Source organism: Gordonia sp. NPDC003425, from assembly GCF_053588635.1.
Genome location: NZ_JBSFQI010000005.1, coordinates 231,309 through 257,928, shown reverse-complemented (window position 1 = coordinate 257,928; position 26,620 = coordinate 231,309). Strand labels below are relative to the sequence as shown.

Here is a 26,620-nt window from a genome sequence, read left to right as displayed (position 1 = left end):
GTGCCCGCAAGCGGGTCGAGCGTGCCCAGATCGGGCTCGAGCGTGTCCAGATCTGCGTCGAGCGTGCCCGCAAGCGGGTCGAGCGTGCCCAGATCGGGCTCGAGCGTGTCCAGATCTGCGTCGAGCGTGCCCGCAAGCGGGTCGAGCGTGCCCAGATCTGCGTTGAGCGTGTCCGCAAGCGGGTCGAGCGTGTCCAGATCTGCGTCGAGCGTGTCCACCGGGTGGTTTCGACAAGCTCAACCAGCGGTAGGCCTCCCGCTGTTCGAGCCGTGCTTCTGCTGATCGAGCGGTGCTTCTGCTGATCGAGCTTGTCGAGATCACACCCCGGAGTCGGCGAGCAGTACCCGATAGACGAACTCGGCCTCGGCGCCCAGGACGAGCCCGACGAGCTCGGTGAGCGTGAACGCGAATCCTCGGCCGTGGGCTGGGCCTGTCGAGTCGTCGAGGTGATGCGCGATCTCATGCAGCACCACGAGCTCGCGCAGTGCCCACCGCCCCTCGGAGGATTCTGGGATGGCGATTTCGGCGGTGCGTCGCGCCGGGCCTGCCGGGCGGTACTCCGCCGCCCGGTGCCCTCTGCGCGTGCGGACCGACACCGGATGTGTGGCGCACGAAAACCTTTGCACGACAACAGGCATCGCGAGTACCCGCGACACGTAGTCGCGCACGGAGGTCACCGAGCCGAACACCACCTCGACCGGCAGTGTCAGTTCGGTGCCGGCCAGTCGGACGGTGCGTCCGGCCCCGGCTCCTTCGAACAAGCGCATCGCCATTCGCTCGGCCTCGTAGAACCGGGTGCGGCCGGTATCGCGCGGCCGGGTGACGTCGTTCATCGTTGCCGATGCTAGCTCTGGGCGCGGAGCGGTCGGCGGGACTGTTCACAGGGGGGTGATCTCGACAAGCTCGATCAGCGGGGGGTCGCTCGATCAGCGGGGGGTCGCTCGATCAGCAGGCGCACGCTGGTTGAGTTCATCGAAACCACCCGGTGGGCACACTCGACTCGGTTGTGGGCACACTCGACTCGGTTGTGGGCACGGTCGACTCGGTTGTGGGCACGCTAGACCCGCTTGCGGACACGATCGACGCAGATCTGGGCACGGTCGACTTGGTTGTGGGCACGCTCAACACGGATGTGGGCACGCTCGACGGAGATGTGGGCACGGTCGACGGAGATGTGGGCACGCTCGACGGAGATGTGGGCACGCTCGACCAAGGCGGCGGGTCGGTCAGATGGCGCCGCTCGATTGGAAGGTGAGGTAGCTCGGGTGCGCGGGGTCGAGGACGAGGCGTTGCTTACGCCCGCGCGCCTTGATCAGGTCGGGCACCACGGTGAGGTAGCGGGGAAAGCTCGCCGCGTACACGTCGACCCGCAGTCGGTGCCCGGGTTCGAGGACGGCGTCGGTCGGTACGAGGTCGACGTCGATGCGCACCGGGACGTCGGCGGGTACGGGCAGTTTGCGTTTGCGTGAGAGATAGTGATGCGCGCTCACCAGGCTGCCGTCGGACGCGTAGGTCGACTTGCTCGGGTCCAGCGCCCGATTCGACGACGACAGCGCCCCGTTGGTCAGCACGCGCGACGTGCCGTCGGGTGCCACGTCGTTGATCGTGACCGCCCAGATCGCTTCGTGCGCAGTGGTGGCCACGTTGAGCCGCAGATTCATCGCGCCACTGATCGACGTCGACTCCTCGACCGGTGCGCTGGTGAACGAGAGCGCCCCGCGTTCCTGGAAGCGCGCGTCGAATCCGAAATGCGGCCCCAGCGCCGACGTGGCGCCGGCGGTCACCTGCGTCATGTCGCGCGAGATCAGCCCGCGGACGTCCGGTCGGATGTGCAGCGACGCGTACTCGCCGTCGGGGGAGCCGCGTAGCGCCCCGTCGTGGACGCAGTGCGGCGCCGTCTGCGACTCCTCGTCGACGAGGTAGAGACGCCGCGGTGAGACGCCCGGTCGGGGGTACTCGGTGCCCGCGGTCCAGGTGCCGCCCTGCTGCCGCATCGTGACCGGGCCGTATAACTCGACGCCGTTGCGCTGTCCCTTGAGCCATCGGTCGAACCAGGCGCGTTCGAGCACGTCGAGGCGGGGCGGGGCGAACGGCCCGCCGTATCCCGACCCGGCGTCGAAGTGGTAGCCGTCGCCGACGATCATCTGCTTGCGGCCCGGGTCGAGTTGCAGGCGCTCGTAGATGCCGGTGGCGCTGCGGCCGAAAAGGTCGTGCCAGGCGCCCACGGTGAACGTGGGCACCTCGATCCGGTCGATCCGGGGATCGCGTTCATCGAAGTAGGGGTCGTCGAAGATGCGGTCGTCGCGAGCGGTGAGAAAGCCCCACAACAACGACGGCAGTTCGGTGGCGGGGGAGGCCAGGCGGTCGCGCAGCCAGCCGAAAGCGTTGCCGCGCAACACATCCTGCAGTACCGTCGACGGATTCGGCACCCACTTGAGCACGTTGACCACCGACAGCCATGCCGGGATGAACGCCGACGGCATCCCGCCGGTGATGTAGATGTCGCGGACGATGTCATCGCAGCCCTCGACCGCGAAGACCGCTCCGAGTTGCGCGGGTCGCTTATCGGCGGCCTGCAGCGAGTTGATCGCCGAGTACGACCACCCGGCCAGGCCGACGGCCCCGTCGCACCACTGCTGATCGGCCACCCAGTCGATGATCTCCACCGAATCCTGCTGTTCGCGCGCTCCGAGGATCTCCCACTTGCCGCGGCTGGCGCCGGTTCCGCGCACGTCGACGATCACCTGGACGTATCCGCTGCGCACCAGGTTGCGGTTGATGCCGAACACGTCGAGGACGCCGCCGGCCAGCGTCGCGGTGAGGTTGGTGAGACCTTCGAGTGCGGTACCGGATGCGTCGACCGACCGTGATGCCGCGCGTACCGCGGTGCCGAGCACCGGTGCGTGCATGGTGGTGTCGATGAAGTCGATGGCGGCCCGGTTGTACGGGTTGATGTTGACGATGGCCGGATAGGGGGTCTCGACCGTCTTCCCGAAGCGCGTGGCAGGTCGGACCACCGTCGCGGCGAGCCGAACCCCGTCGCTCATCGTGATCGAGACGTTCCGGTCGATGGTCACCTTGGGATACAGGAGTTCGCCGTCGACCTGGTCGCGCCAGCGCATCCCGTCGGCGCCACCCGTCGGGTCGCCGAATGGCAGCGTGCCGAAATGTGGGCCGTCGAGACCCTGGCGACGTGCGCGCGAGGGCGACAAGGGACTCGGCTGGGGTAGACCGATCTGGAACGCCATGGTGCATCACCTGCCTGGGGTAATCGGCCACAAGCGACGTCTGTCCCTGCTCGAGGGATCGTCCGCCTGCCCCTACACCCCGTCGTGTTTGGTCGGAGTGACACGAGACTCGAAGAGTAATGTGTCTTGGGTCACTCCGCCGATTGAGAATAGCTCACCCCACATATCGGATTGCTAACCGTGTGGAATCGATTAGGTGAGGAACCTCACACCATGATCCCGCTCTTCAGCCCCGGTGCTCGGGCAGGTTCAGGTCGACGGCGGCAGCCGCCTCGAGCACCATCCACGCCGACAACTGCACCGACAGATCCCGTTCGGGTACCTCGGATGAATTCACGGCCCCGCCGACGAACGACGCCTCCTTGCCGGCGCGGGTGGGCATGCGCGCGGATTCGTGCCAGTCGGCACTGAACACGACGTGCTCCCGGTCGGTGGCGCGCGTCGCCCAGGCCGCGTCGGCGCTGGTGAGGACGAGGTGCGCGGCACGGCGTCGGACGTCGTCGGCTCCGGGGAGCCCTGCGGGCAGGTCGGTGGCCACCAGCGCCAGATACCGGGCCAACACCCCCATGAAGAGGCCACCGTCGCCGCCGCCCTGACCGCGGATGATGCCGCCCGGGCATTCATGCGCCTCGACGGCCGTGAGCAGGCGCTCGATGCGGTCGAGATGGACGGTGTCGCCGGTATGGCGCAACGCTTCGAGTTCGGCGCCGAGCACGACTCCCTGGCAGTAGGTGTAGATCGCGGTGACGCGCGTGAATGTGCTCGGCCCGTCGGGTTTGATGCCGTCGATCACCAGGTGTGACTCCGGGTCGACGAGGTTGCTGTTCATCCACTCGCACATGGCCAGCGCGCGGTCGGGATGGCCGGCGCGGGCGAGCAGGATCGCCGCGGGTCCGTTGGCGGGGGCGTTGAAGAACGTGTCGACGGTCCGCCACGGGATGCCGCCGCCCTTCTCGGGCTCCCACGCGCGGTACATGCGGCCGGCGAGGGTGCGCAGCGCACGGTCGTGATGCAGTGAAAGGTGACGGTCGGCGCGTTCGATGGCCAGTCCCAGCCAGGCCATGTCGTCGTAATAGTTGTTGGTCCAACGGCCGAGATTGCGGATGCGGATGCCGCGCAGCAGACGGGTGGCGGTGCCGGCCAGGGCGGAGTCGTAGTCGGTGTTGTCTGCCGGGCGGTGGATGGCGGCGTCGGTGATCAGATCGAGCAGGTGGGCGTGCCACCAGTAGTGCCAGAATCCGAAGCGGCTGCGGACGATCTCGAACGGCAGATGGCCCAGCGGCCAGGCGATGGACGCGAGCCGGGTGCCGGGAATCCACCACGCAGTGCGCAGGTGGCGGCGCAGGACCGCGTCGGCGGCGATCGCGGCCCGCTCGTTGGGGGAGCGGGGATCGTCGGGGGCTCCGGGCGCGGATTTGGAGGCGTAACCCATGGTCGGGTAGCCTATTGCCTTGGTGTGACATGAGCGCGAAGCGTGCATGTCGTATCGGTTCAACCAGAGACCGTTGGTTATCGGGAGCGATCCCGATCGAAGGACGACGAGATGTCGGCGACCCACGCAGGGAGAACGAGGAATAGCGGCGCCCACATGTGCGCTCGAACTACGCCCCGTGCCTTCTGCGTGCCGGGGCGTTCGTCATCTCCGGCCCCCTTCGCGACCGCTGCACAGCGTGCGGATCCGCGCCTCTGCGTCGAACACGACCAACTCTAGTGATGAGGAAGGAGGCGAAGTATGGCCAAGTCCGACAAGGTTTCCGCAGTTGCGGAGATCGCAGAGCAGTTCGAGGGCGCAACGGCAACGGTCGTCACGGAATACCGTGGACTGTCCGTCAGCCAGATCACCGAACTGCGACGCTCCCTCGGTGAGGGTGCAACCTACTCCGTCGCCAAGAACACCCTGGTGAAGCGTGCCGCCGAGAAGGCGGGCGTGGCAGGGCTCGACGAGCTGTTCACCGGTCCGACCGCTATCGCCTTCATCGAGGGCGAGCCGGTGGTGGCCGCGAAGGCGATCAAGAACTTCGCCAAGGACAACAAGGCGCTGGTCATCAAGGGCGGATACATGGACGGCAAGCCGCTGTCCGTGGCGGAGATCGAGCAGATCGCCGACCTTGAGACCCGTGAGGTTCTGTTGGCCAAGCTCGCCGGTGCCATGAAGGGCAACTTGGCAAAGGCTGCCGGACTGTTCAACCAGCCGGCTTCGCAGGTGGCGCGCCTGGCCGCGGCCCTGCAGGAGAAGAAAACCGAAGCCGGCGAATAAGCCGCACAAGCTATCCCCACTTGCGGGATGACACCCAACCCCCCGCAAGGGGACTGACAGGAAGGACGCCATCATGGCGAAGCTCACCGCTGACGAGCTCATCGATCAGTTCAAGGAACTGACCCTGCTGGAGCTCAGCGATTTCGTGAAGAAGTTCGAAGAGGTCTTCGAGGTCACCGCGGCCGCTCCGGTCGCCGTTGCCGCTGCCGGCGCTCCGGCTGCCGGTGGTGCCGCCGAGGCCGCCGCCGAGCAGGACGAGTTCGACGTCGTGCTCGAGGGCGCGGGCGACAAGAAGATCCAGGTGATCAAGGTCGTGCGCGAGATCGTCTCGGGCCTGGGCCTCAAGGAAGCCAAGGACCTCGTCGAGAGCGCTCCGAAGGCCCTGCTGGAGAAGGTCGACAAGGAGGCCGCCGAGGCCGCCAAGACCAAGCTCGAAGAGGCCGGCGCCAAGGTCTCCGTCAAGTAAGTCTTCTTACACGACGACCGAAGGAGCCCGGGACAGCATGTCTGTCCCGGGCTCCTTTGTGTTGAGCGCGGCCGCCACCCGCTGGTTGAGCGCGCCGTTCGCTGGTTGAGCTTGTCGAAACCACCCGCTGGTTGAGCGCGCCGTTCGCTGGTTGAGCGCGGCCGCCACCCGCTGGTTGAGCGCGCCGTTCGCTGGTTGAGCTTGTCGAAACCACCCCGCGGGCACGCTCAAGGCGGATCCGGGCACGCTCGACGGCGATCTGGGCACGCTCGACCCGGATCTGGGCACGCTCGACATGTGATGCGCACCGCACTTTTGCTACCCCGGTGGCATCGGCTACTCTCAGCAAGCGCCGAAGTTACTGCGGGGTAGTTGTGCGGAAACGCAAAACGCCCGGTGTGGTGTGTCGACTGCTCGGCGTCGGCTAGAGTGACCCCAACCACATCAGCTGTCGGGGGTCGCGCGGGTGGTCGGATGCGGTGCGGCGCACGTCGGGGCAGAGTTCTGGAGGAGATTTCGTGGGTGTTGAGGTCAGCGTCGAGGGGCTTACTAAGTCGTTCGGTTCGCAGAACATTTGGCGCGATGTCACTCTGACTCTTCCCGCGGGCGAGGTGTCGGCCCTGCTGGGTCCGTCGGGTACCGGCAAGTCGGTGTTCCTCAAGACCCTGATCGGCCTGCTGCATCCCGAGCAGGGGTCGGTGGTCATCGACGGCACCGACATCACCCAGTGTTCGGCCAAGGAACTCTACGAGATCCGCAAACTGTTCGGTGTGCTGTTCCAGGACGGCGCGCTCTTCGGGTCGATGAGCCTCTACGACAACATCGCCTTCCCGCTTCGTGAGCACACGAAGAAGAAGGAGGACGAGGTCCGCAGCATCGTGATGGAGAAGATCGACCTCGTCGGTCTGGCGGGCGCCGAGGACAAACTCCCCGGCGAGATCTCCGGCGGTATGCGCAAGCGCGCCGGCCTGGCCCGCGCGCTGGTCCTCGACCCGCAGATCATCCTGTGCGACGAGCCCGACTCCGGCCTCGACCCGGTCCGCACCGCATACATCTCGCAGCTGCTGATCGACATCAACTCCCAGATCGACGCGACGATCCTCATCGTGACCCACAACATCAACATCGCCCGGACCATCCCGGACAACATCGGCATGCTGTTCCGCAAGGAACTCGTCATGTTCGGGCCCCGCGAGCAACTGCTGACCTCCGAGCAGCCCGTCGTCAAGCAGTTCCTCTCCGGCGACCGCTTCGGTCCGATCGGCATGTCGGAGGAGAAGGACGAGGCCGTTGCCGCGCAGGAGGCGGCGATGCAGGCCGCGGGTATCTCCGGCGGCGGCACCAAGGACGACTTCACCGAGATCATCCCGCAGGTGCAGCCCAATCCCGGTATGCCCGAACGCAAGGCGGTCGCACGACACCGCAAACGTGTGCTGGAGTTGCTGCCCGAATTGCCGGAGAACGCGCAGCGCGCCATCCGCGAGTCGATGGACGCCGAGGACCAGATCCGCGAGGAGGCGCGCGCCCACGCCGCCAACACCGAGGGCGTCGAATGGACCGACACCGACGGCGGCGCGATGGTCGGCACCGAGAGCGTCATGGTGGACACCTCCACCGACGTCATCGATCACGGCGACGGATATCACGGGTACGGGGACGACGGTCACGACCAGGCCGCCAATCGTGACTACGCCGGGGACAATGCACCCACCCAGGAGTGGGCCACCCCCGACAGTTCCGCCACCCAGCCCATCGACACCGGTCGTGGTGAGGGTGGGGGACGCCACCACACCGGGGGCGCGTAGGTATGCCGAATGCCACCACGCGTGGCGTCGACAAGGTCGCACAGGCAGGGACGAGTGCACTGGCCCAGACGGGCAACATCGTCCAACTGTTCGTCGATGTCGCGCGACAGACCTTTGTGCGCCCATTCCAGTGGCGTGAATTCCTCCAGCAGGCGTGGTTCATCGCCAGCGTGACGATCCTGCCGACCGCGCTGATCGCGATCCCGTTCGGTGCGATCGTGTCGCTGCAGACCGGCTCGCTGATCAAACAGCTCGGTGCCGAGTCATACACGGGTGCGGCCAGCGTGCTGGTGGTGATCCAGCAGGGTTCCCCACTGGTGACGTCCCTGCTGATCGCCGGTGCGGCGGGGTCGGCGGTGGCCGCCGACCTGGGCTCGCGCACCATCCGCGAGGAGATCGACGCGATGGAGGTGCTGGGCATCAACCCCATCCAGCGCCTGGTGGTGCCTCGTGTGCTCGCGATGGTGCTGGTGGCCATCCTGCTCAACGGCCTGGTCGCGGTGGTCGGTATCGCGGGCGGCTACTTCTTCAACGTCGTGGTGCAGGGCGGCACCCCGGGCGCCTACCTGGCGTCGTTCGGCGCGCTCGCCCAGCTTCCCGACCTGTGGGTGTCGTTGTTCAAGGCGGCCGTGTTCGGTGTGCTGGCCGGTGTGATCGCGGCCTACAAGGGACTCACCCCCAAGGGTGGTCCGAAGGGTGTGGGCGACGCGGTCAACCAGGGTGTGGTCATCACCTTCCTGCTGCTGTTTCTGGCCAACCTGATCATCACTGCGGTCTACCTGCAGATCGTCCCGGCGAAGGGGAGCTGACATGGCCGGTGGCGTGACGATCTCCAAGAGCCGTCCGGAATACATCGCGTACGAGGCGCGCAAGCAGCTCGGGAAGCCGCTGAAGATTCTCGACGGCGCGGGCGAACAGATGTCGTTCTACGGCCGCACCCTGGCCTGGATTCCGCGCACCCTGATCCACTACACCCGCGAGGTGCTGCGTCTGCTCGCCGAGGTCGCCTTCGGCTCGGGTGGTCTCGCGGTGATCGGCGGCACGGTCGGTGTGATGGTGCTGATGTCGGGATTCACCGGCGTCGTCGTCGGTCTGCAGGGCTACGCCGCGCTCGACCAGATCGGCTCGCAGGTACTCACCGGCTTCCTGTCGGCGTATGTGAACACCCGTGAGGTGGCGCCGCTGGTTGCCGGGCTGGCGTTGTCGGCAACGGTGGGTTGCGGTTTCACCGCCCAGCTCGGCGCGATGCGCATCTCCGAGGAGATCGACGCGCTGGAATCGATGGCGGTGCCCTCGATCCCGTTCCTCGTCTCGACACGTGTGATCGCCGGTTTCATCGCGGTCATCCCGCTCTACGTCCTCGGTCTGCTGTCGGCGTATCTGGCCTCGCGTGTGGTCACCACCGTGTTCAACGGGCAGTCCGGCGGGTCCTACGACCACTACTTCAACCTCTTCCTGCCACCGGCGGACGTGCTGTGGTCCTTCGGCAAGGTGCTGGTGTTCGCGTTCGTGATCATCCTGGTGCACTGCTATTACGGCTACTACGCCTCGGGCGGCCCCGCGGGCGTCGGCGTGGCCGTCGGACACGCCGTCCGAGCGGCGCTGGTGTTGATCGCGGTCCTCGACTTCTTCTTGGGCCTGGCCATCTGGGGCACCACCACCACCGTGCGAGTGGGGGGTTGACCCGATGAGCACGCTGCGGACCAGACTGCTCGGTCTGGTGTTCTTCATCGTGGTCGCGCTGTTCCTGGCCGTCACGATCATGAAGTTCAACAAGGATTTCACGACGTTCACCGACGTCACCCTCAAGACGGATTCCGTCGGAAACGCGCTGCCGGCCAACGCGGACGTGAAGGCGCGCGGCGTGATCGTGGGGGAGGTGCGGTCGGTGAATCCGGCGCCGGACGGCAGCGTCGACGTCACCCTTGGACTCAATCCCGACATGGCTGATCAGTTGCCCGTCGACACCACCGCGCGCATCCTTCCCAAGACGCTGTTCGGCGAACGCTACGTGGCGCTGCAGGTGCCGGCGGACTGGTCGGGACCGACGCTGACCAACGGAGCGACCATCGAGACCGACAAGAGCGGCAACGCCAAAGAGGTCCAGGACCTGCTCGACCGCTTGCTGCCGGTGCTGCAGGCGATCCCCCCGCAGGACCTCAACGTCACCCTCACCTCGTTGTCGCAGGCACTGTCGGGTCGCGGCGACCAGATCGGCACAACCCTCGAAGACCTCAACACGATCTTCTCCCGGCTCGCCGAGAAGCAGAATCTCGACGCGCTCGAGGGCACGCTGCAGGGTTTGGCGTCCTTCTCGCAGACCTACTCGCAGGCGCTGCCCGACGTCGTCGACGCGCTCGACAACCTCCGGACGACCAACGCCACCATCGTCGAGCGCCAGCAGGACCTGCGGACGTTGATCTCCACCGTCGGCGTCGCCGCCACCGACACCACGCAGTGGTTGCAGCGCAATGGCAACAACCTGGTGAATCTCGTCGTCGATTCCGAGCCCTTCCTGGTGGGACTGGCCAAGCAGTCGCCGACCTTCACCTGTACCTTCCACAATTTCGCCACCCTGATCCCGGAGTCGAAGAACATTGTCGGTGTGGGCACCAAGAACCCGGGTGTGCGGGTGAACCTGCAGTTCGTCAACCCGCGCGGCCGGTATCTGCCCAACCAGGACGAGCCACGTTTCTTCGACACCGACCCGCCCGCGGTGTGCTACGAACCGCCGACCGACGGCCGGCCGTTCCCGCAGTATCCCGGCGGCGGCCTCGCCGACGGTTCCTACCAGCCTCCGTCGCGCAATGCGGGACCGACCAGCGTGCCGAAACTGCCGCAGCCGCAGTTCACCCGCACCCCGGTGGGTGTCATCCGGGCCAACTCGTTCGACGACCCCACCTACCGTGACCAGCTCAAGGTGATCTACGGCGCGGCGAGCGGGGTCAACCCCGAAGACGTGCCCACCTGGGTCACCATGATCGGTGGCGCACCGCTGCAGGGGGCGGAGGTGCACATCAAATGACCTCGATCCGCGGACCGCTGATCAAGCTGATCATCTTCGCCGTGATCACCGTCGTGGCGACCGGCCTGCTCGCGCTGACCATCGCCAACGTCGGTGGCGGCGGCGGCAAGGACTACACGGCGATCTTCTCCGACGCGTCGCTGCTCAACAAGGGCGACGACGTGCGTATCGCCGGTGTGCGCGTCGGCCAGGTGTCCGACGTGGCCGTGTACGACAAGAATCGCGCGAAGGTCGACTTCAGCGTGAACCGCGACCTGCCGGAGGGCACCCAGATCTACATCCGGTACCGCAACCTCACCGGCCTGCGTTATGTGGCGCTGGAGAAGGGCGCGGGTGACCCGTCCCAGACGGTCAAACCCGGCCACACGTTCGGCGCGGAACCCGGCAGCACCGACACCCATCCCGCGGTGAACCTCACCGAACTGTTCAACGGCTTCAAGCCGCTGTTCCGGGAATTGTCGGCCGACGACGTCAACAAGCTCTCCAACGAGATCATCCAGGTGTTCCAGGGTGAGCAGACCTCGGTCACCGAGTTGCTCTCCAACACCGCCGACCTGACCAACGCGATCGCCGACAAGGATGCGGTCATCGGGGATCTGATCACCAACCTGACCAAGGTGCTCGACACGGTCAACCGCAACGACGAGAACTTCACCGCGCTGCTCGACAACACCGAGCAGCTGGTCACCGGGCTTGCGGCGCAACGTAATTCGGTGGGGTCGGCGATCACCTCGGTGTCCAATCTGACCGCGGTGACCTCGTCGATCCTCACCCCGACGCGTCCGGCGATCCAGGGCGACATCGCCGGTCTCAAACAGCTCGCCGACCAGGTGAACGCGCGTCGCGGAGACGTCGCCCAGATCCTGACCAACCTGCCGGTCAAGCTCCAGAAGATCGGCCGGGCCGCCACCTTCGGGTCCTGGTTCCAGTTCTATCTGTGCGGCATCGACGTGGTGGCCGGCAACGGCAAGTCGACGCTGCTGACGCAGCCGCTGGTGCCCCTGCCCTACATCAATCATGTGCTCTACACCAGCGCGGCATCCCGCTGCTGGAAAGACAACAAGCCAGGGGGGTGAGCATGGCCGACAAACCACACCACAAACGGTTCGGCGGGCACCGCAGCCCGGTGAGCATCGGCGCGATCGGCGTCTTGGTGATCCTCATGCTCGCCATCTCGTCGTTCTATCTGACGTCGCTGCCGCTGATCGGGGCCGCCGCACGTTACACCGCCACTTTCACCGAGGCCGCCGGGCTGGTGAAGGGTGCGGAGGTCCGCGTCGCCGGGGTCAAGGTCGGTGAGGTCGATTCGGTGGAACTCGACGGCAACCGCGTCGACGTCGGCTTCCGGGTGACCAACACCTGGATCGGCAACCAGACGCAGGCATCGATCCAGATCAAGACGATCCTCGGGCAGAAGTACCTGGCGCTCAATCCGCGGGGTAGCGAACCCGCCAACCCCAACGTCGCGCTCACCGACACGGTGTCGCCCTACGACGTGATCGAGGCGTTCTCCGACGCCGCGGATTCGATCGAGACGCTCGACACCAAACAGCTCGCCACGTCGATGCAGACGCTCTCGGACACGTTCTCGGGCACCGCGGGCGACGTGGGACCGGCACTCGACGGCATTTCCCGGTTGTCGAACACCATCGCCAGCCGCGATCAGGAAGTGCAGAAGCTGCTCCTCGCCACGAAGAGCACCTCGAAGATCCTCGCCGACCGCAACCAGGAGTTCGTGAAGCTCATCGCCGGGGCCGGACAGTTGCTCGACGAGCTCAACAACCGGCAGAAGTCCATCGCGGCGCTGTTGCGGACCACCACGACGCTGAGCACCTCGTTGAGCGGCATCGTCGCCGACAACCAGGCGCAGATCGGGCCGGCGCTGCAATCACTCAAGGGTGTCAACCAGCTACTGCAGGAACAGAATCAGAACCTGCAGCAGACCATCACCTACATGGCGCCGTTCTACCGGCTCTACGCCAACGTGCTCGGCAACGGCCGCTGGTTCGAGTCCGTCGTGACCAACCTCCTGCCACCGGCCCTGCCGCAGCAGAACACGACGCGGCCCCCGAACAAGACGGCGAACCAGAACCAAGGTGGAACGGAGGCAACCGGATGACCGCCCCGGATCTCACCAACACCTCCGGCCCTGGACGCTGGTTCACCCCGCGCCACATCGTGTTCGGCGTCATCGGCCTGATCCTGGCGCTGATCGTCGCGGGGGCGCTGTGGTGGGTGTATGCGGCAACCGGCACCACCAAGATCACCGCGACCTTCGCCCGCTCCGTGGGCATCTACGAGGGATCCGATGTGCGGGTGCTCGGCGTGCCCGTAGGCAAGGTGGACAAGGTGACCCCCGACGGCCAGACCGTCAAGGTCACCATGACCGTCGATCGCGGCGTCACCCTGCCCGCCGATGTGCGTGCGGTGCAGGTGATCCCGTCGGTGGTCGCCGACCGTTACGTGCAGCTGACCCCGGCGTATTCGGGGGGACCCAAGGCGTCGCGTGAGATCACCCTGACCAAGGACCAGACGATGGTGCCGGTCGAGGTCGATCAGGTCTACGCCAGCGTGAAGAAGCTCTCCGACGCGTTGGGGCCGCAGGGCGCCAACAAGGACGGCGCGGTCAGCGACCTGGTCGCGGTCGGCGCGCAGAATCTGCAGGGCAACGGCGAGAAGCTGGGGTCGGCGATCGAGAACTTATCGAAGGCCTCCACCACGTTGTCGGATTCGCGCGGCAACCTCGTCGACACCATCAAGAACCTCAACGTGTTCGTCGGGGCGCTCGAGGAGAACGACGCGCAGGTGCGCCAGTTCAACAACCAGATGGCGTCGTTCACCACGTTCTTGGCCGGCGAACGCCAGCAGTTGTCGGCGGCGCTGAACAAGCTGTCGATCGCGCTGGGCGACGTGGCCACCTTCATCTCCGACAACCGTGAGCAGTTGGGGCAGACGCTCAAGGATCTGCAGCCGACCACCCAGGCGCTGGTCAACACGCAGCAGAGTCTCAAGGAGACCCTGACGGTGCTGCCGCTGACCATCAACAACCTCATCAACGCCTACGACGCCGAGTCGGGCACGCTGGCGATGCGGCTGACCATCCCGGACCTGCAGGACCCGCTCGCCTCGGGGTGCAAGTTCCTCGATCTCGGGTCGCTGCTGCCGGGCAACCCGGCCGCCGACCAGTTCAGCGACACCCTCAAACCCCTCATCAACGCGTGCGCCGGTATCGCCGGGCAGATCACCGAGGGTGTGCTCGAACCGCTGCTGCCGGTGCTGCCGTTCGGCATCATGAGCAACAACAAGCTGCAGAGATACCCGGTGCCGGGCACCGTGCCCGGTACCCCGGACCCGCAGCTGAACCCGGGACCGGCAACCACCCCGAAACCGTCCGCGGCACCGAAGCCGTCCGCATCGCCGAAGCCGTCGGCCCAGCCGCGGGGAGGCAACTGATGACGCGCCGCGTTCGAGGGACCGCGTGGGTGCGCCTGGTGGCCGTGCTGGTGGCGCTGGCCGCCGCCGTGACGGTGGCCGGTTGCGGTAGCAACGGCCTGCAGTCCATCCCACTGCCCGGAGGCGTGGACACCGGCGACAATCCGCGCACCTACAAGATCCAGTTCGCCAACATCCTCGACCTGGTGCCCCAGTCGGTGGTGAAGCAGGGTGGCATCCCGGTGGGTCGCGTCACCAAGGTCGAGGTCCCCGACAACGAGTGGTACGCGCTGGTCACCGTCGAGGTGAAGGGCGCCGTGGATCTGTCGGATCAGGCGACGGCGGCGGTGCAGCAGACGTCGCTGCTGGGGGAGAAGTTCGTCGCACTCGACGAGCCGAAGAACAGCGAATCGCTGCCCAAACAGAACCCGGCGATGCCCATCCCGCTGGCACGCACCCGCACGGCCACCGACATCGAGCAGGTGCTCGGCGCGCTCGCGATGCTGCTCAACGGCGGCGGGATCAACCAGCTCGAACCGATCGTCACCGAGCTGAACAAGGCTCTCGGCGGGTCGCGTGCGGGCAACGTGAATCAGCTCCTGCGCAGCGCCAGCGACCTGATGGCCGGGCTCAACCGACAGCGTGACGACATCATCGCGGCCATCGACGGACTCGATCAGCTTTCCGCCAGGGCGGCCAAGCAGACCGTGCAGATCGACCGGATTCTCAAGGAGTTGCCCGCGGGTGTCGCGGTGCTCGAGGAGCAGCGCCCGCAGTTCGTGGACCTGCTGACCAAGCTCGACACGCTCGGGCAGGTGGGCACCGACGTGCTCACCCGGTCACGGGACGCGCTGGTGACCGATCTCAAGGCCCTGCGCCCGGTGCTGACCGAACTGGCCAAGGCCACCCCCGATCTGGTGACGGCGGCGCCGCTGATGCTGACCCACCCGTTCCCCGACTGGTTGCTGCCGGCGGCGCAGGGTGATGCGACCAACCTGTTCATGACCCTCGACCTGCGCACCCTCAATCAGCTCGAAGCGCTCGGTGTCGGTCAGGGGACGCCGAAGTATTCTCCGCCGCAGCGACATTCGGTTCCGGTGAATCCGCGCAACCCGTACTACAACGGCAACGGGCCGCGCTACGGGTGGCCGACGGTCACGTTGCTGCCGCCGGGCCCCAACTGGAAACCGGGACCCAACACGCCGCCGTCGGGTGGTACCTACCCGGCCTCGGCGACGGCGCCCGCGCCCGGTAGCGCCAAGCCGGCGAACATCCCCGTGCCCGCGTCCGACGACCAGCGGTTCCTCGACGGTCCGCTGAGCCTTCTGGGGGTCAGCCGATGATCAGCAGACTCGCAAAGATTCAACTGATCGTGTTCGCGGTGGTGGGCATTCTGGCCATCGTGTACGTGGGTGCCAAGTACGCCCGCCTCGACAAGCTGGCCGGGATCGGCACCTACACGGTGACGGCGGCCATGAAGGATTCCGGGGGCATCTTCACCAACGCCGAGGTGACCTACATGGGCATTCCGGCGGGTCGTGTCGGGGACATGAAGCTGACGTCGTCGGGTGTGGACGTGCCGTTGGTGCTCAACTCGGGTGGTCCGAAGATTCCGGTGGATTCGGTTGCGGTGGTGGCCAATCGGTCGGCGATCGGTGAGCAGTTCGTGGATCTGCAGCCGCAGACGACGTCGGGTCCGTATCTGGCGGACGGGTCGGTGATCACGCGGACGTCGGTGCCGCCGCCGTTGGAGGACGTGGTGGCGTCGGCGCTGGATTTCACGTCGTCGATCCCGATCGACGATCTGCGCACCGTGGTGACCGAGCTGGGCAAGGCGTTCAACGGTCAGGCAGACAATCTGGTGCGGTTGACCGACTCGTTGTCGAAGTTGTCGCGTGCGGGCGTGGATTCGTTGCCGGAGACCATTTCGCTGATCAACAGTGCGGATTCGGTGTTGGCCACGCAGGCGGCGCAGTCGGATCAGATCCTGGCGTGGTCGCGGAGTCTGGATCTGATCACCGCGACGTTGGCGTCGTCGGATCCGGATCTGCGGCGCCTGCTGACGACGGGCACGACGTCGGCGACACAGATCTCGAATCTGATCCAGAAGAACGGTGGGGATCTGGCGAAGGTGGTGGGTCAGCTCTCGCAGGTGGCCCACACCATCGAACCGGCGGCATTCATGACGTCGGGGACCTTCGCGATGCTGTCGGCGCTGTCGGCGGGCAGCCACTCGCCGGCCCCCGGTGACGGTCAGATTCACTTCGGAGTCGTGTTGGAGACGAACAACCCGGCGGCGTGTACGCGGGGGTACGGGTCGACGTACGAGATGATCGAGCAGATCAAGAGGAAGAATCCGACGTTCGACATCAACTACGACGATTTCCCGTTCAACGCCAACGCTTCGTGCACGGTGCCGTTCGGCAATCCGACGGGTGTGCGCAGTGCGCAGCGGGTGGAGTATGCGAATCCGGATACGCCCCAGCCGTGGGATTCGACGCCGAAGAAGGACCCGGACAAGTTGAATCTGAATCCGTTGGCGACGCAGTTGGCGTATCTGATGGGTGTGCGTCCGGTGAAGCCGGGCGGCTTCGGAAGAGGATTGGGGTAGGTCCGACGCTGGCAGAGAGCGGAATTGGCTCTCTCTCAGGTCGGATCGCTAAAGTGACCGCCGATGACCAAGACTGACACTGCCGCGCGCCCCGGTCCGGAGGCTGCCGCGGAGACCGGCCGTGGTGGTCGTGGATACACCGTCGCCGGTGTGCTCGCGATCGTCGCGATCGTCGCCGCCGCCGCGTGTGTCGCCTTCTTCGGCTTCCGGGCGTACGAGGCGTACTTCGTGCAGAAGCCCATCCAGTCGGCGCGTGACGGCGCGGTTGCGGGCGCCGAACAGGCCATTCTGAACGTGACCACGGTGGACCCCAAGAACACCGCGGACTGGAAGCGTCGGGTCGACTCCTCGCTGACCGGCAAGGCGCGTGAACAGATCACCGCGCAGGACGTCACCACGCTCAATCAGCAGATCACCCAGGCCGGAACGCAGGCGGCGTCGCTCACCTCACGGCTGAAGCGGTCGGCTCCCACCGAGGTCGACGCCGACGGCGGCGCCGCCAAGGTGCTGGTGTACGTCGACGCCACCGCCAAACGGCCCAACGAGGGTGGGGTGACCCAGACCATGGGGTTCTCGGTCACGATGACCAAGGTCGACGGCGCGTGGAAGGCCTCCGACATCTCGCCGCTCGACGGAATCAGTGTCGAGGACCCGGGACAGACCGGACAGAACCCGAGCACGTCGCCCGCTCCGACCCAGGGCGGTGGCTGACCGATGGCCCGTCCGCCCCGTAAGAAGACCGGCTACACGCCTCGCGTTGCCGGCCATACCCGCCCCGTCGAGCGTGCCCAGAATCCCGTTGAGCGTGCCCAGGATCCGGTTGAGCGTGCCCAGGATCCGGTTGAGCGTGCCCAGAAACCCGTTGAGCGTGCCCAGGAACGGGTCGAGCGTGCCCAGGATCCCGTTGACCGCGATGCGACCGTCGCCGACAAGTCCGACGTCGTCGCCGACAAGTCCGACGTCGACGCCGACAAGACCGACGTCGACGCCGACAAGACCGACGTCGACGCCGACAAGACCGAGGTCATCGAACGCCCACGGCCGGCCGGCAAAACCCGGCCGATCTCGCGAGTCTCGACGCTCAAGCCGTCCGAGACGCCGCCGAAGGCCCCCGGTGCACGGACCTCACTACGCAACCTGCCCACGCCGTCGTCGGCCTCCATCGGTTTCGGTCCGCGCTCGGTGGCGATTCTGGCCGGCATTGCAGCGCTTCTCGCCGTCGTCGCAGTGATACTGGCGCTGAAGCCGGGTGCCGACATCGGCCCCAACAAAGCGTTCATCGATCAAGGCGCCACCACCGAACTGATATCGCAGGCGCAGACCAAGATCTGCGCCGCCAACTCGGCCACCGGCGTCAAGTTCGACGAATGGTCGGCCAAGGCACGCGCGGGGCTCACCGGTGAGGCGCTCGACCAGTTCAACAAGCAGGTCGGGTCGCTCAAGCAGGTGTTGGAGCAGGCAAAGGCCACCACCGACTGCCAGATCGACGCCATCGGAGTCCGTGATCTCACCGGCGACTCCGATGGATCGCAGGCCACCATTCTGGTGAACATGGTGATCTCCGGAACCCAGAACGGCGTTCCCACGCAGAGTCTCACACCGCGCTACCAGGTTCAGATGCGCAAGCAGGGCGACTCCTGGCTCATCGCGAAGGTTCAGGACGTCTGATCAGCTGATCCCGGGCACGCTCGACGGAGATCTGGGCACGCTCGACCGGATTTTGGGCACGCTCGACCGGATTTCGGGCACGCTCGACGGGGCCGTTAGCGGCGCCGGTGCAGGTGAGAGAGTGGTTTTCTTCCACAATTTCGCGCGTAGCGCTTGACGTGGGCGCGATGGGGGGCCAATCTGTGTCCAGCGATCACAGTGCAGGCAGCCACCAGCGCTAGATCGTCTTCCAGACGCCACTTGACAAAGTGCGTCTATTTTCTGCTACAGTTGGACGTTGCGCTGGCTGCCTCCTGTCCATCTTCCGATCCTTCCGGCCACTGTTTGGGTGTGCTGTGGTGATCGCCGGTCTCAGGTGTCACCAGCGAACGGCCCCCAAAAGCCGCGCCACCCACGGCAGGCAGAAACACAGTGTTGGAAGGACGCACCTTGGCAGTCGACCGCCAGTCCACCTCAACAATCCCCGGCGCACCGCACCGCGCCTCGTTCGCGAAGATCAGCGAACCCCTGGAGGTACCCAACCTCCTCGATGTCCAACTCGAGTCCTTCGAGTGGCTCGTCGGGTCCCCCGAGTGGCGGGCGAAGGCCATCGCCCGCGGTGACGAGAACCCGACCGGCGGACTGCAGGACATCCTGCACGAGCTGTCCCCGATCGAGGACTTCTCCGGTTCGATGTCGCTGTCGTTCTCCGATCCGCACTTCGACGAGGTCAAGGCCTCCATCGAGGAGTGCAAGGACAAGGACATGACCTACGCGGCGCCGCTCTTCGTGACCGCGGAGTTCATCAACAACAACACCGGCGAGATCAAGTCGCAGACCGTCTTCATGGGCGACTTCCCGATCATGACCGACAAGGGCAGCTTCATCATCAACGGCACCGAGCGTGTCGTGGTGAGCCAGCTGGTCCGCAGCCCCGGCGTCTACTTCGACGCGACCATCGACAAGGCCACCGAGAAGACCCTGCACACCGTCAAGGTGATCCCGGGTCGTGGTGCCTGGCTCGAGTTCGACGTCGACAAGCGCGACACCGTCGGTGTCCGCATCGACCGCAAGCGTCGCCAGCCGGTCACCGTGCTGCTCAAGGCGCTCGGCTGGACCACCGAGGAGATCACCGAGCGTTTCGGTTTCTCCGAGATCATGATGTCCACCCTGGAGAAGGACAACACCGCCAACCAGGACGAGGCGCTGCTCGAGGTCTACCGCAAGCTGCGTCCGGGCGAGCCGCCGACCCGCGAGTCCGCCGAGAACCTGCTGGAGAACCTGTTCTTCAAGGAGAAGCGCTACGACCTGGCCCGCGTCGGCCGCTACAAGGTCAACAAGAAGCTGGGCCTCACCAGCAACCCGATGACCGGTCCGTCGGTGCTCACCAAGGACGACATCGTCGCGATCGTCGAGTACCTGGTGCGCCTGCACGACGCCGATCCGCACCAGCTCACCCTCGCGAAGGTGGCCGGTCCGGAAGGCCTCGAGGTGCCGATCGAGGTCGACGACATCGACCACTTCGGCAACCGTCGTATCCGTACCGTCGGCGAGCTGATCCAGAACCAGATCCGCGTCGGCCTCTCGCGTATGGAGCGTGTCGTGCGTGAGCGCATGACCACCCAGGACGTGGAGGCCATCACCCCGCAGACCCTGATCAACATCCGTCCCGTGGTGGCGGCGATCAAGGAGTTCTTCGGCACCAGCCAGCTGTCGCAGTTCATGGACCAGAACAACCCGCTCGCCGGGCTGGGCCACAAGCGTCGCCTCAACGCGCTGGGCCCCGGCGGCCTCTCGCGTGAGCGCGCCGGCCTCGAGGTCCGTGACGTGCACCCGTCGCACTACGGCCGCATGTGCCCGATCGAGACCCCCGAGGGTCCCAACATCGGCCTCATCGGCAACCTGGCCGTGTACGCGCGGGTCAACCCGTTCGGCTTCATCGAGACGCCTTACCGCAAGGTCGTCGACGGTGTGGTCACCGACCAGATCGATTACCTGACCGCCGACGAGGAAGACCGCTTCCTGGTGGGCCAGGCCAACACCGCCTACGACGCCGACGGCCGCATCACCGACACCCGTGTGCTGGTGCGCAAGAAGGGTTCCGAGGTGGAGTTCGTCGGCGCGAGCGAGGTCGAGTACCTCGACGTGTCGCCGCGGCAGATGGTGTCGGTCGCGACCGCGATGATCCCGTTCCTCGAGCACGACGACGCCAACCGCGCCCTGATGGGCGCCAACATGCAGCGTCAGGCCGTGCCGCTGGTGCGTAGCGAGTCCCCGCTCGTCGGCACCGGCATGGAGCTGCGCGCCGCGGTCGACGGCGGCGACGTCATCGTCTCGTCCAAGACCGGTGTGGTCGAGGAGGTGTCGGCCGACTACATCACCGTGATGAGCGACGACGGCACCCGCGACACCTACCGGATGCGCAAGTTCGCGCGTTCCAACCACGGTACCTGCACCAACCAGCGTCCGATCGTGGACGAGGGTCAGCGGGTGGAGGCCGGCCAGGTGCTGGCCGACGGTCCGTGCACCGAGAACGGTGAGATGGCGCTGGGCAAGAACCTGCTCGTGGCGATCATGCCGTGGGAGGGCCACAACTACGAGGACGCGATCATCCTGAGCCAGCGGCTCGTGGAGGAGGACGTGCTCACCTCGATCCACATCGAGGAGCACGAGATCGACGCCCGCGACACCAAACTCGGTGCCGAGGAGATCACCCGGGACATCCCGAACGTCTCCGACGAGGTGCTCGCCGATCTCGACGAGCGCGGCATCGTCCGTATCGGTGCCGAGGTTCGTGACGGCGACATCCTGGTCGGCAAGGTCACCCCCAAGGGTGAGACCGAGCTGACCCCGGAGGAGCGCCTGCTGCGTGCGATCTTCGGTGAGAAGGCCCGCGAGGTGCGTGACACGTCGCTCAAGGTGCCGCACGGTGAGACCGGCAAGGTCATCGGCGTGCGCGTGTTCAGCCGCGAGGACGACGACGATCTCGCTCCCGGCGTCAACGAGCTGGTCCGCGTGTACGTGGCCCAGAAGCGCAAGATCCAGGACGGCGACAAGCTGGCCGGCCGGCACGGCAACAAGGGCGTCATCGGCAAGATCCTCCCCGCCGAGGACATGCCGTTCCTGCCCGACGGCACCCCGGTCGACATCATCCTGAACACGCACGGTGTGCCGCGTCGTATGAACATCGGCCAGATCCTGGAGACCCACCTCGGGTGGATCGCCAAGGCGGGCTGGAACATCAACGTGGCCAACGGGGTTCCGGATTGGGCGTCGAAGCTGCCCGAGGACATGTACTCGGCCGAGCCCGACACCAACACCGCCACCCCGGTGTTCGACGGTGCCCGCGAGGAGGAGCTGACCGGACTGCTGTCCTCGACGCTGCCCAACCGCGACGGCGATGTGATGGTGAACGGCGACGGCAAGGCGACGCTGTTCGACGGTCGTTCCGGCGAGCCGTTCCCGTACCCGGTGTCGGTGGGCTACATGTACATCATCAAGCTCCACCACCTCGTCGACGACAAGATCCACGCACGCTCGACCGGTCCGTACTCGATGATCACCCAGCAGCCGCTCGGCGGTAAGGCCCAGTTCGGTGGCCAGCGCTTCGGTGAGATGGAGTGCTGGGCCATGCAGGCCTACGGCGCCGCCTACACCCTGCAGGAGCTGCTCACGATCAAGTCCGACGACGTGGTGGGCCGCGTGAAGGTGTACGAGGCGATCGTCAAGGGCGAGAACATCCCCGAGCCCGGCATCCCCGAGTCGTTCAAGGTGCTCCTCAAGGAGCTCCAGTCGCTGTGCCTCAACGTCGAGGTGCTCAGCTCCGACGGCGCCGCGATCGAGATGCACGACACCGACGACGAGGATCTGGAACGCGCTGCGGCCAACCTCGGCATCAACCTGTCGCGCAACGAGTCGGCCACCGTCGACGACCTGGCGAACTGACCCTCACCGAATCTGACTAGAAGAGCCGAAAGGTAACAAGTGCTCGACGTCAACTTTTTCGACGAACTGAAGATCGGCCTGGCCACGGCCGACGACATCCACAACTGGTCCTACGGTGAGGTCAAGAAGCCGGAGACCATCAATTACCGCACGCTCAAGCCGGAGAAGGACGGCCTGTTCTGCGAGAAGATCTTCGGACCGACTCGCGACTGGGAGTGCTACTGCGGCAAGTACAAGCGCGTGCGCTTCAAGGGCATCATCTGCGAGCGCTGCGGCGTCGAGGTCACCAAGGCCAAGGTGCGTCGTGAGCGGATGGGCCACATCGAACTGGCCGCACCGGTCACCCACATCTGGTACTTCAAGGGTGTCCCGAGCCGCCTGGGCTACCTGCTGGATCTGGCGCCGAAGGATCTCGAGAAGATCATCTACTTCGCCGCCTACGTGATCACCTCCGTCGATGACGAGCTCCGTCACAACGAGCTCTCCACGCTGGAGGCCGAGATGGAGGTCGAGAAGAAGGCTGTCGGCGATCAGCGCGACGCCGACCTGGCCGAGCGTCAGCAGAAGCTGGAGGCCGATCTCGCCGAGCTCGAGGCCGAGGGCGCCAAGGCCGACGTGCGCCGCAAGGTGCGTGACGGTGCCGAGCGCGAGATGCGTCGCATGCGCGACGCCGCTCAGCGTGAGCTCGACGGTCTCGAAGAGCTGTGGGACAAGTTCGTCAAGCTCGCTCCCGGTGATCTGATCATCGACGAGAAGCTCTACCACCAGCTGCAGGACCGCTACGGCGAGTACTTCACCGGTGCGATGGGTGCCGAGGCGATCAAGAAGCTCCTCGAGACCTTCGACATCGCCGCAGAGGCCGAGTCGCTGCGCGAGACCATCCGCACCGGCAAGGGCCAGAAGAAGCTGCGTGCGCTCAAGCGACTCAAGGTGGTCGCGGCGTTCCAGCAGTCGGGCAACTCGCCGCTGGGCATGGTGCTCGACGCGGTGCCGGTGATCCCGCCGGAGCTGCGTCCGATGGTGCAGCTCGACGGTGGCCGCTTCGCGACCTCCGACCTCAACGATCTGTACCGTCGCGTCATCAACCGCAACAACCGCCTCAAGCGACTGATCGACCTCGGTGCCCCCGAGATCATCGTCAACAACGAGAAGCGGATGCTGCAGGAGTCGGTGGACGCCCTGTTCGACAACGGTCGTCGCGGCCGCCCGGTCACCGGACCGGGTAACCGCCCGCTGAAGTCGCTGAGCGATCTGCTCAAGGGCAAGCAGGGCCGGTTCCGTCAGAACCTGCTCGGTAAGCGCGTCGACTACTCGGGCCGTTCGGTCATCGTGGTGGGCCCGCAGCTCAAGCTGCACCAGTGCGGTCTGCCGAAGCTGATGGCGCTCGAGCTGTTCAAGCCGTTCGTGATGAAGCGACTCGTCGACCTGAACCAGGCGCAGAACATCAAGTCCGCCAAGCGCATGGTGGAGCGGCAGCGTCCCGCGGTGTGGGATGTCCTCGAAGAGGTCATCGCCGAGCACCCGGTGCTGCTCAACCGTGCGCCGACGCTGCACCGCCTCGGCATCCAGGCCTTCGAGCCGCAGCTGGTGGAGGGCAAGGCCATCCAGCTGCACCCGCTGGTCTGCGAGGCGTTCAACGCCGACTTCGACGGTGACCAGATGGCCGTGCACCTGCCGCTGAGCGCGGAGGCGCAGGCCGAGGCCCGCATCCTGATGCTGTCGAGCAACAACATCCTGTCGCCGGCGTCGGGCCGCCCGCTGGCCATGCCGCGTCTGGACATGGTGACCGGCCTGTTCTACCTGACCACCCTCACCCCGGGTGCGATCGGCGAGTACAGCCCGGCCACCGCCGACGACGTCGAGCGCGGTGTGTACTCCACCCCGGCCGAGGCCATCATGGCCGTCGACCGCGGGGTGCTCAGCGTGCAGTCGCTGATCAAGGTGCGCCTGACCGACCAGCGTCCGCCCGCCGACATCGAGGCCGAGCTGTTCCCGGACGGCTGGCAGTACGGGCAGGCGTGGGACATCGAGACCACGCTGGGTCGGGTGCTGTTCAACGAGCTGCTCCCGGTGGAGTACCCGTTCGTCAACGAGCAGATGCCCAAGAAGCGTCAGGCCGTGATCATCAACGATCTGGCCGAGCGGTATCCGATGATCGTGGTCGCGCAAACCGTCGACAAGCTCAAGGATGTCGGCTTCTACTGGGCCACCCGCTCGGGTGTCACCGTGTCGATGGCCGACGTGCTGGTGCCGCCGCACAAGGCGGAGATCCTCGACAAGTACGAGGAGCGGGCTGACGGCCTGGAGCGCAAGTTCCAGCGCGGCGCGCTCACCCCCGACGAGCGTCGTGACGCCCTGGTGGAGATCTGGAAGCAGGCCACCGAAGAGGTCGGCCAGGCGATGGAGGAGCACTACCCCGACGACAACCCGATCCCGATGATCGTCAAGTCGGGTGCGGCGGGCAACATGACCCAGATTCGCTCGCTGGCGGGCATGAAGGGTCTGGTGACCAACCCGAAGGGTGAGTTCATCCCGCGTCCGATCAAGTCCTCGTTCCGCGAGGGCCTGACCGTGGCCGAGTACTTCATCAACACCCACGGTGCCCGTAAGGGTCTGGCCGACACCGCGCTGCGTACCGCCGACTCGGGTTACCTGACCCGTCGTCTGGTGGACGTCAGCCAGGACGTCATCGTGCGGGAGACCGACTGCGGTACCGAACGCGGCATCATGACCACGATCGCGGAGAAGCTGGCCGACGGCACCCTGATCCGCGACGCGCACGTGGAGACCTCCACCTACGCGCGGACGCTGGCCTCGGATGCTCTCGACGCGGACGGCAACGTCGTCGTCGAGCGTGGACACGACCTTGGCGACCCGGCCATCGAGGCCCTGCTCGCCGCGGGCATCACGCAGGTCAAGGTGCGCTCGGTGCTCACCTGCACCACCGGTACCGGTGTGTGTGCGATGTGCTACGGACGGTCGATGGCCACCGGCAAGCTCGTCGACATCGGCGAGGCCGTCGGTATCATCGCGGCCCAGTCGATCGGTGAGCCCGGCACCCAGCTGACCATGCGTACGTTCCACCAGGGTGGTGTCGGCGACGACATCACCGGTGGTCTGCCGCGTGTGCAGGAGCTGTTCGAGGCGCGCGTGCCCAAGGGTGTCGCGCCGATCGCCGAGGTCTCCGGCCGGGTGCGCCTGGAGGACGACGACCGCTTCTACAAGATCACCATCGTCCCCGACGACGGTTCCGAGGAAGTGGTCATCGACAAGATCTCCAAGCGTCAACGCCTGCGCGTGTTCAAGCACGACGACGGTTCCGAGCGGCTCCTCGCCGACGGCGACCACGTCGAGGTCGGCCAGCAGCTCATGGAGGGCTCGGCCAACCCGCACGAGGTGCTGCGCGTGATGGGTCCGCGTCAGGTGCAGGTGCACCTGGTCAACGAGGTCCAGGAGGTCTATCGCAGCCAGGGTGTGTCGATCCACGACAAGCACATCGAGACCATCGTGCGTCAGATGCTGCGTCGCGTGACGATCATCGATCACGGTTCCACGGAGTTCCTGCCCGGCTCGCTCGTCGAGCGCGCCGAGTTCGAGGCCGAGAACCGCAAGGTGGTCACCGAGGGTGGCGAGCCCGCGGCCGGACGTCCGGTGCTGATGGGTATCACCAAGGCGAGCTTGGCCACCGAGTCGTGGCTGAGTGCGGCGTCCTTCCAGGAGACCACGCGCGTGCTGACCGATGCGGCCATCAACAGCCGCAGCGACAAGCTGATCGGTCTGAAGGAGAACGTGATCATCGGTAAGTTGATCCCGGCCGGTACCGGCATCAACCGCTACCGCAACATCACCGTGCAGCCCACCGAGGAGGCCCGCGCGGCCGCCTACGCGGTGCCGTCCTACGACGACACCTACTACAGCCCGGACGGCACCTTCGGTGCCCCCGCCGGCGCTGCGGTGCCGCTCGACGACTACGGCTTCGGCAGCGACTATCGCTGATCGGCCCCACCCGCTGATCGGCCCCACCCGCTGATCGGCCCCACCCGCTGATCGGCCCCACCCGCTGATCGGCCCCACCCGCTGATCGAGCCTGTCGAGATCACAACGGCCCCCGCACCTTTCAACGGTGCGGGGGCCGCTGTGGTGGTCGGGGTGCGGATATAACCGCGGTTGCTCCGCGGGGTGAC

Annotated in this window: 20 protein-coding genes; 16 read left to right on the top strand and 4 right to left on the bottom strand. The window is 66.2% G+C overall.

Annotated elements, in window-relative coordinates; genetic code table 11:
* The coding region (locus ACWDTD_RS08865; RefSeq protein WP_449746726.1) for a hypothetical protein at positions 1–218 on the bottom strand (218 nt) is incomplete at its 3' end.
* Positions 219–317: 99 nt separating this feature from the next.
* Entirely contained in the window at positions 318–833 is a 516-nt protein-coding gene (locus ACWDTD_RS08860; protein ID WP_449746725.1) for a TIGR04338 family metallohydrolase, read from the bottom strand.
* Positions 834–1,027: 194 nt separating this feature from the next.
* On the opposite strand from ACWDTD_RS08860, the gene ACWDTD_RS08855 reads away from it, so the two are divergent.
* Positions 1,028–1,255 (top strand): hypothetical protein, encoded by a 228-nt coding sequence (locus ACWDTD_RS08855; protein WP_449746724.1) that lies wholly within the window; start codon positions 1,028–1,030, stop codon positions 1,253–1,255.
* Here ACWDTD_RS08855 and ACWDTD_RS08850 read toward each other — a convergent pair.
* A complete protein-coding gene (locus tag ACWDTD_RS08850; RefSeq protein WP_449746723.1) occupies positions 1,227–3,248 on the bottom strand; it encodes a CocE/NonD family hydrolase in 2,022 nt (673 codons plus the stop codon). The two genes, ACWDTD_RS08855 and ACWDTD_RS08850, sit on opposite strands and share 29 nt — an antisense overlap.
* Positions 3,249–3,474: 226 nt before the next feature.
* Complete coding sequence (locus ACWDTD_RS08845) at positions 3,475–4,680, bottom strand: glycoside hydrolase family 76 protein (protein WP_449746722.1); 1,206 nt, start codon at positions 4,678–4,680, stop codon at positions 3,475–3,477.
* A gap of 300 nt (positions 4,681–4,980) precedes the next feature.
* Between ACWDTD_RS08845 and rplJ the strand changes: the two genes are divergently transcribed.
* From rplJ to ACWDTD_RS08770, 15 genes are all read left to right on the top strand, one after another.
* Positions 4,981–5,505, top strand: a complete 525-nt coding sequence (gene rplJ / locus ACWDTD_RS08840; protein WP_449746721.1) for a 50S ribosomal protein L10 — start codon at positions 4,981–4,983, stop codon at positions 5,503–5,505.
* 73 nt (positions 5,506–5,578) lie between these two features.
* Complete coding sequence (gene rplL, locus ACWDTD_RS08835) at positions 5,579–5,971, top strand: 50S ribosomal protein L7/L12 (RefSeq protein ID WP_449746720.1); 393 nt, start codon at positions 5,579–5,581, stop codon at positions 5,969–5,971.
* 518 nt (positions 5,972–6,489) lie between these two features.
* Positions 6,490–7,776 (top strand): ABC transporter ATP-binding protein, encoded by a 1,287-nt coding sequence (locus tag ACWDTD_RS08830; protein WP_449746719.1) that lies wholly within the window; start codon positions 6,490–6,492, stop codon positions 7,774–7,776.
* A gap of 2 nt (positions 7,777–7,778) precedes the next feature.
* A complete protein-coding gene (locus ACWDTD_RS08825) occupies positions 7,779–8,585 on the top strand; it encodes an MlaE family ABC transporter permease (protein WP_449746718.1) in 807 nt (268 codons plus the stop codon).
* A gap of 1 nt (position 8,586) precedes the next feature.
* Positions 8,587–9,459 (top strand): MlaE family ABC transporter permease, encoded by an 873-nt coding sequence (locus ACWDTD_RS08820; RefSeq protein ID WP_449746717.1) that lies wholly within the window; start codon positions 8,587–8,589, stop codon positions 9,457–9,459.
* Between the two features lie 4 nt (positions 9,460–9,463).
* The gene (locus tag ACWDTD_RS08815) at positions 9,464–10,801 is read left to right on the top strand and encodes an MCE family protein (protein ID WP_449746716.1); all 1,338 of its coding nucleotides are present in this window, start codon (positions 9,464–9,466) and stop codon (positions 10,799–10,801) included.
* A complete protein-coding gene (locus ACWDTD_RS08810) occupies positions 10,798–11,877 on the top strand; it encodes an MCE family protein (protein ID WP_449746715.1) in 1,080 nt (359 codons plus the stop codon). The genes ACWDTD_RS08815 and ACWDTD_RS08810 overlap by 4 nt, the downstream gene beginning before the upstream one ends.
* A 2-nt stretch (positions 11,878–11,879) precedes the next feature.
* Positions 11,880–12,920, top strand: coding sequence for an MlaD family protein (locus ACWDTD_RS08805; protein ID WP_449746714.1), 1,041 nt, complete (start codon positions 11,880–11,882; stop codon positions 12,918–12,920).
* Positions 12,917–14,254: an MCE family protein gene (locus ACWDTD_RS08800; protein ID WP_449746713.1), complete on the top strand. Its 1,338-nt coding sequence runs from the start codon at positions 12,917–12,919 to the stop codon at positions 14,252–14,254. The genes ACWDTD_RS08805 and ACWDTD_RS08800 overlap by 4 nt, the downstream gene beginning before the upstream one ends.
* Positions 14,254–15,576: an MCE family protein gene (locus ACWDTD_RS08795; protein WP_449746712.1), complete on the top strand. Its 1,323-nt coding sequence runs from the start codon at positions 14,254–14,256 to the stop codon at positions 15,574–15,576. The genes ACWDTD_RS08800 and ACWDTD_RS08795 overlap by 1 nt, the downstream gene beginning before the upstream one ends.
* On the top strand, positions 15,573–16,844 hold the full coding sequence (locus tag ACWDTD_RS08790; protein WP_449746711.1) for an MCE family protein: 1,272 nt from the start codon (positions 15,573–15,575) through the stop codon (positions 16,842–16,844). Before ACWDTD_RS08795 ends, ACWDTD_RS08790 begins: the two co-directional genes overlap by 4 nt.
* A gap of 63 nt (positions 16,845–16,907) precedes the next feature.
* Complete coding sequence (locus ACWDTD_RS08785; protein WP_449746710.1) at positions 16,908–17,555, top strand: hypothetical protein; 648 nt, start codon at positions 16,908–16,910, stop codon at positions 17,553–17,555.
* A 3-nt stretch (positions 17,556–17,558) separates the two neighbouring features.
* The gene (locus ACWDTD_RS08780) at positions 17,559–18,512 is read left to right on the top strand and encodes a hypothetical protein (protein WP_449746709.1); all 954 of its coding nucleotides are present in this window, start codon (positions 17,559–17,561) and stop codon (positions 18,510–18,512) included.
* Between the two features lie 411 nt (positions 18,513–18,923).
* Positions 18,924–22,436 carry a DNA-directed RNA polymerase subunit beta gene (gene rpoB / locus ACWDTD_RS08775; protein ID WP_449746708.1) on the top strand — a complete coding sequence of 1,171 codons (3,513 nt, stop codon included), beginning with the start codon at positions 18,924–18,926 and terminating at the stop codon, positions 22,434–22,436.
* Positions 22,437–22,475: 39 nt separating this feature from the next.
* Positions 22,476–26,432 (top strand): DNA-directed RNA polymerase subunit beta', encoded by a 3,957-nt coding sequence (locus ACWDTD_RS08770; RefSeq protein WP_449746707.1) that lies wholly within the window; start codon positions 22,476–22,478, stop codon positions 26,430–26,432.
* Positions 26,433–26,620: the final 188 nt, after the last annotated feature.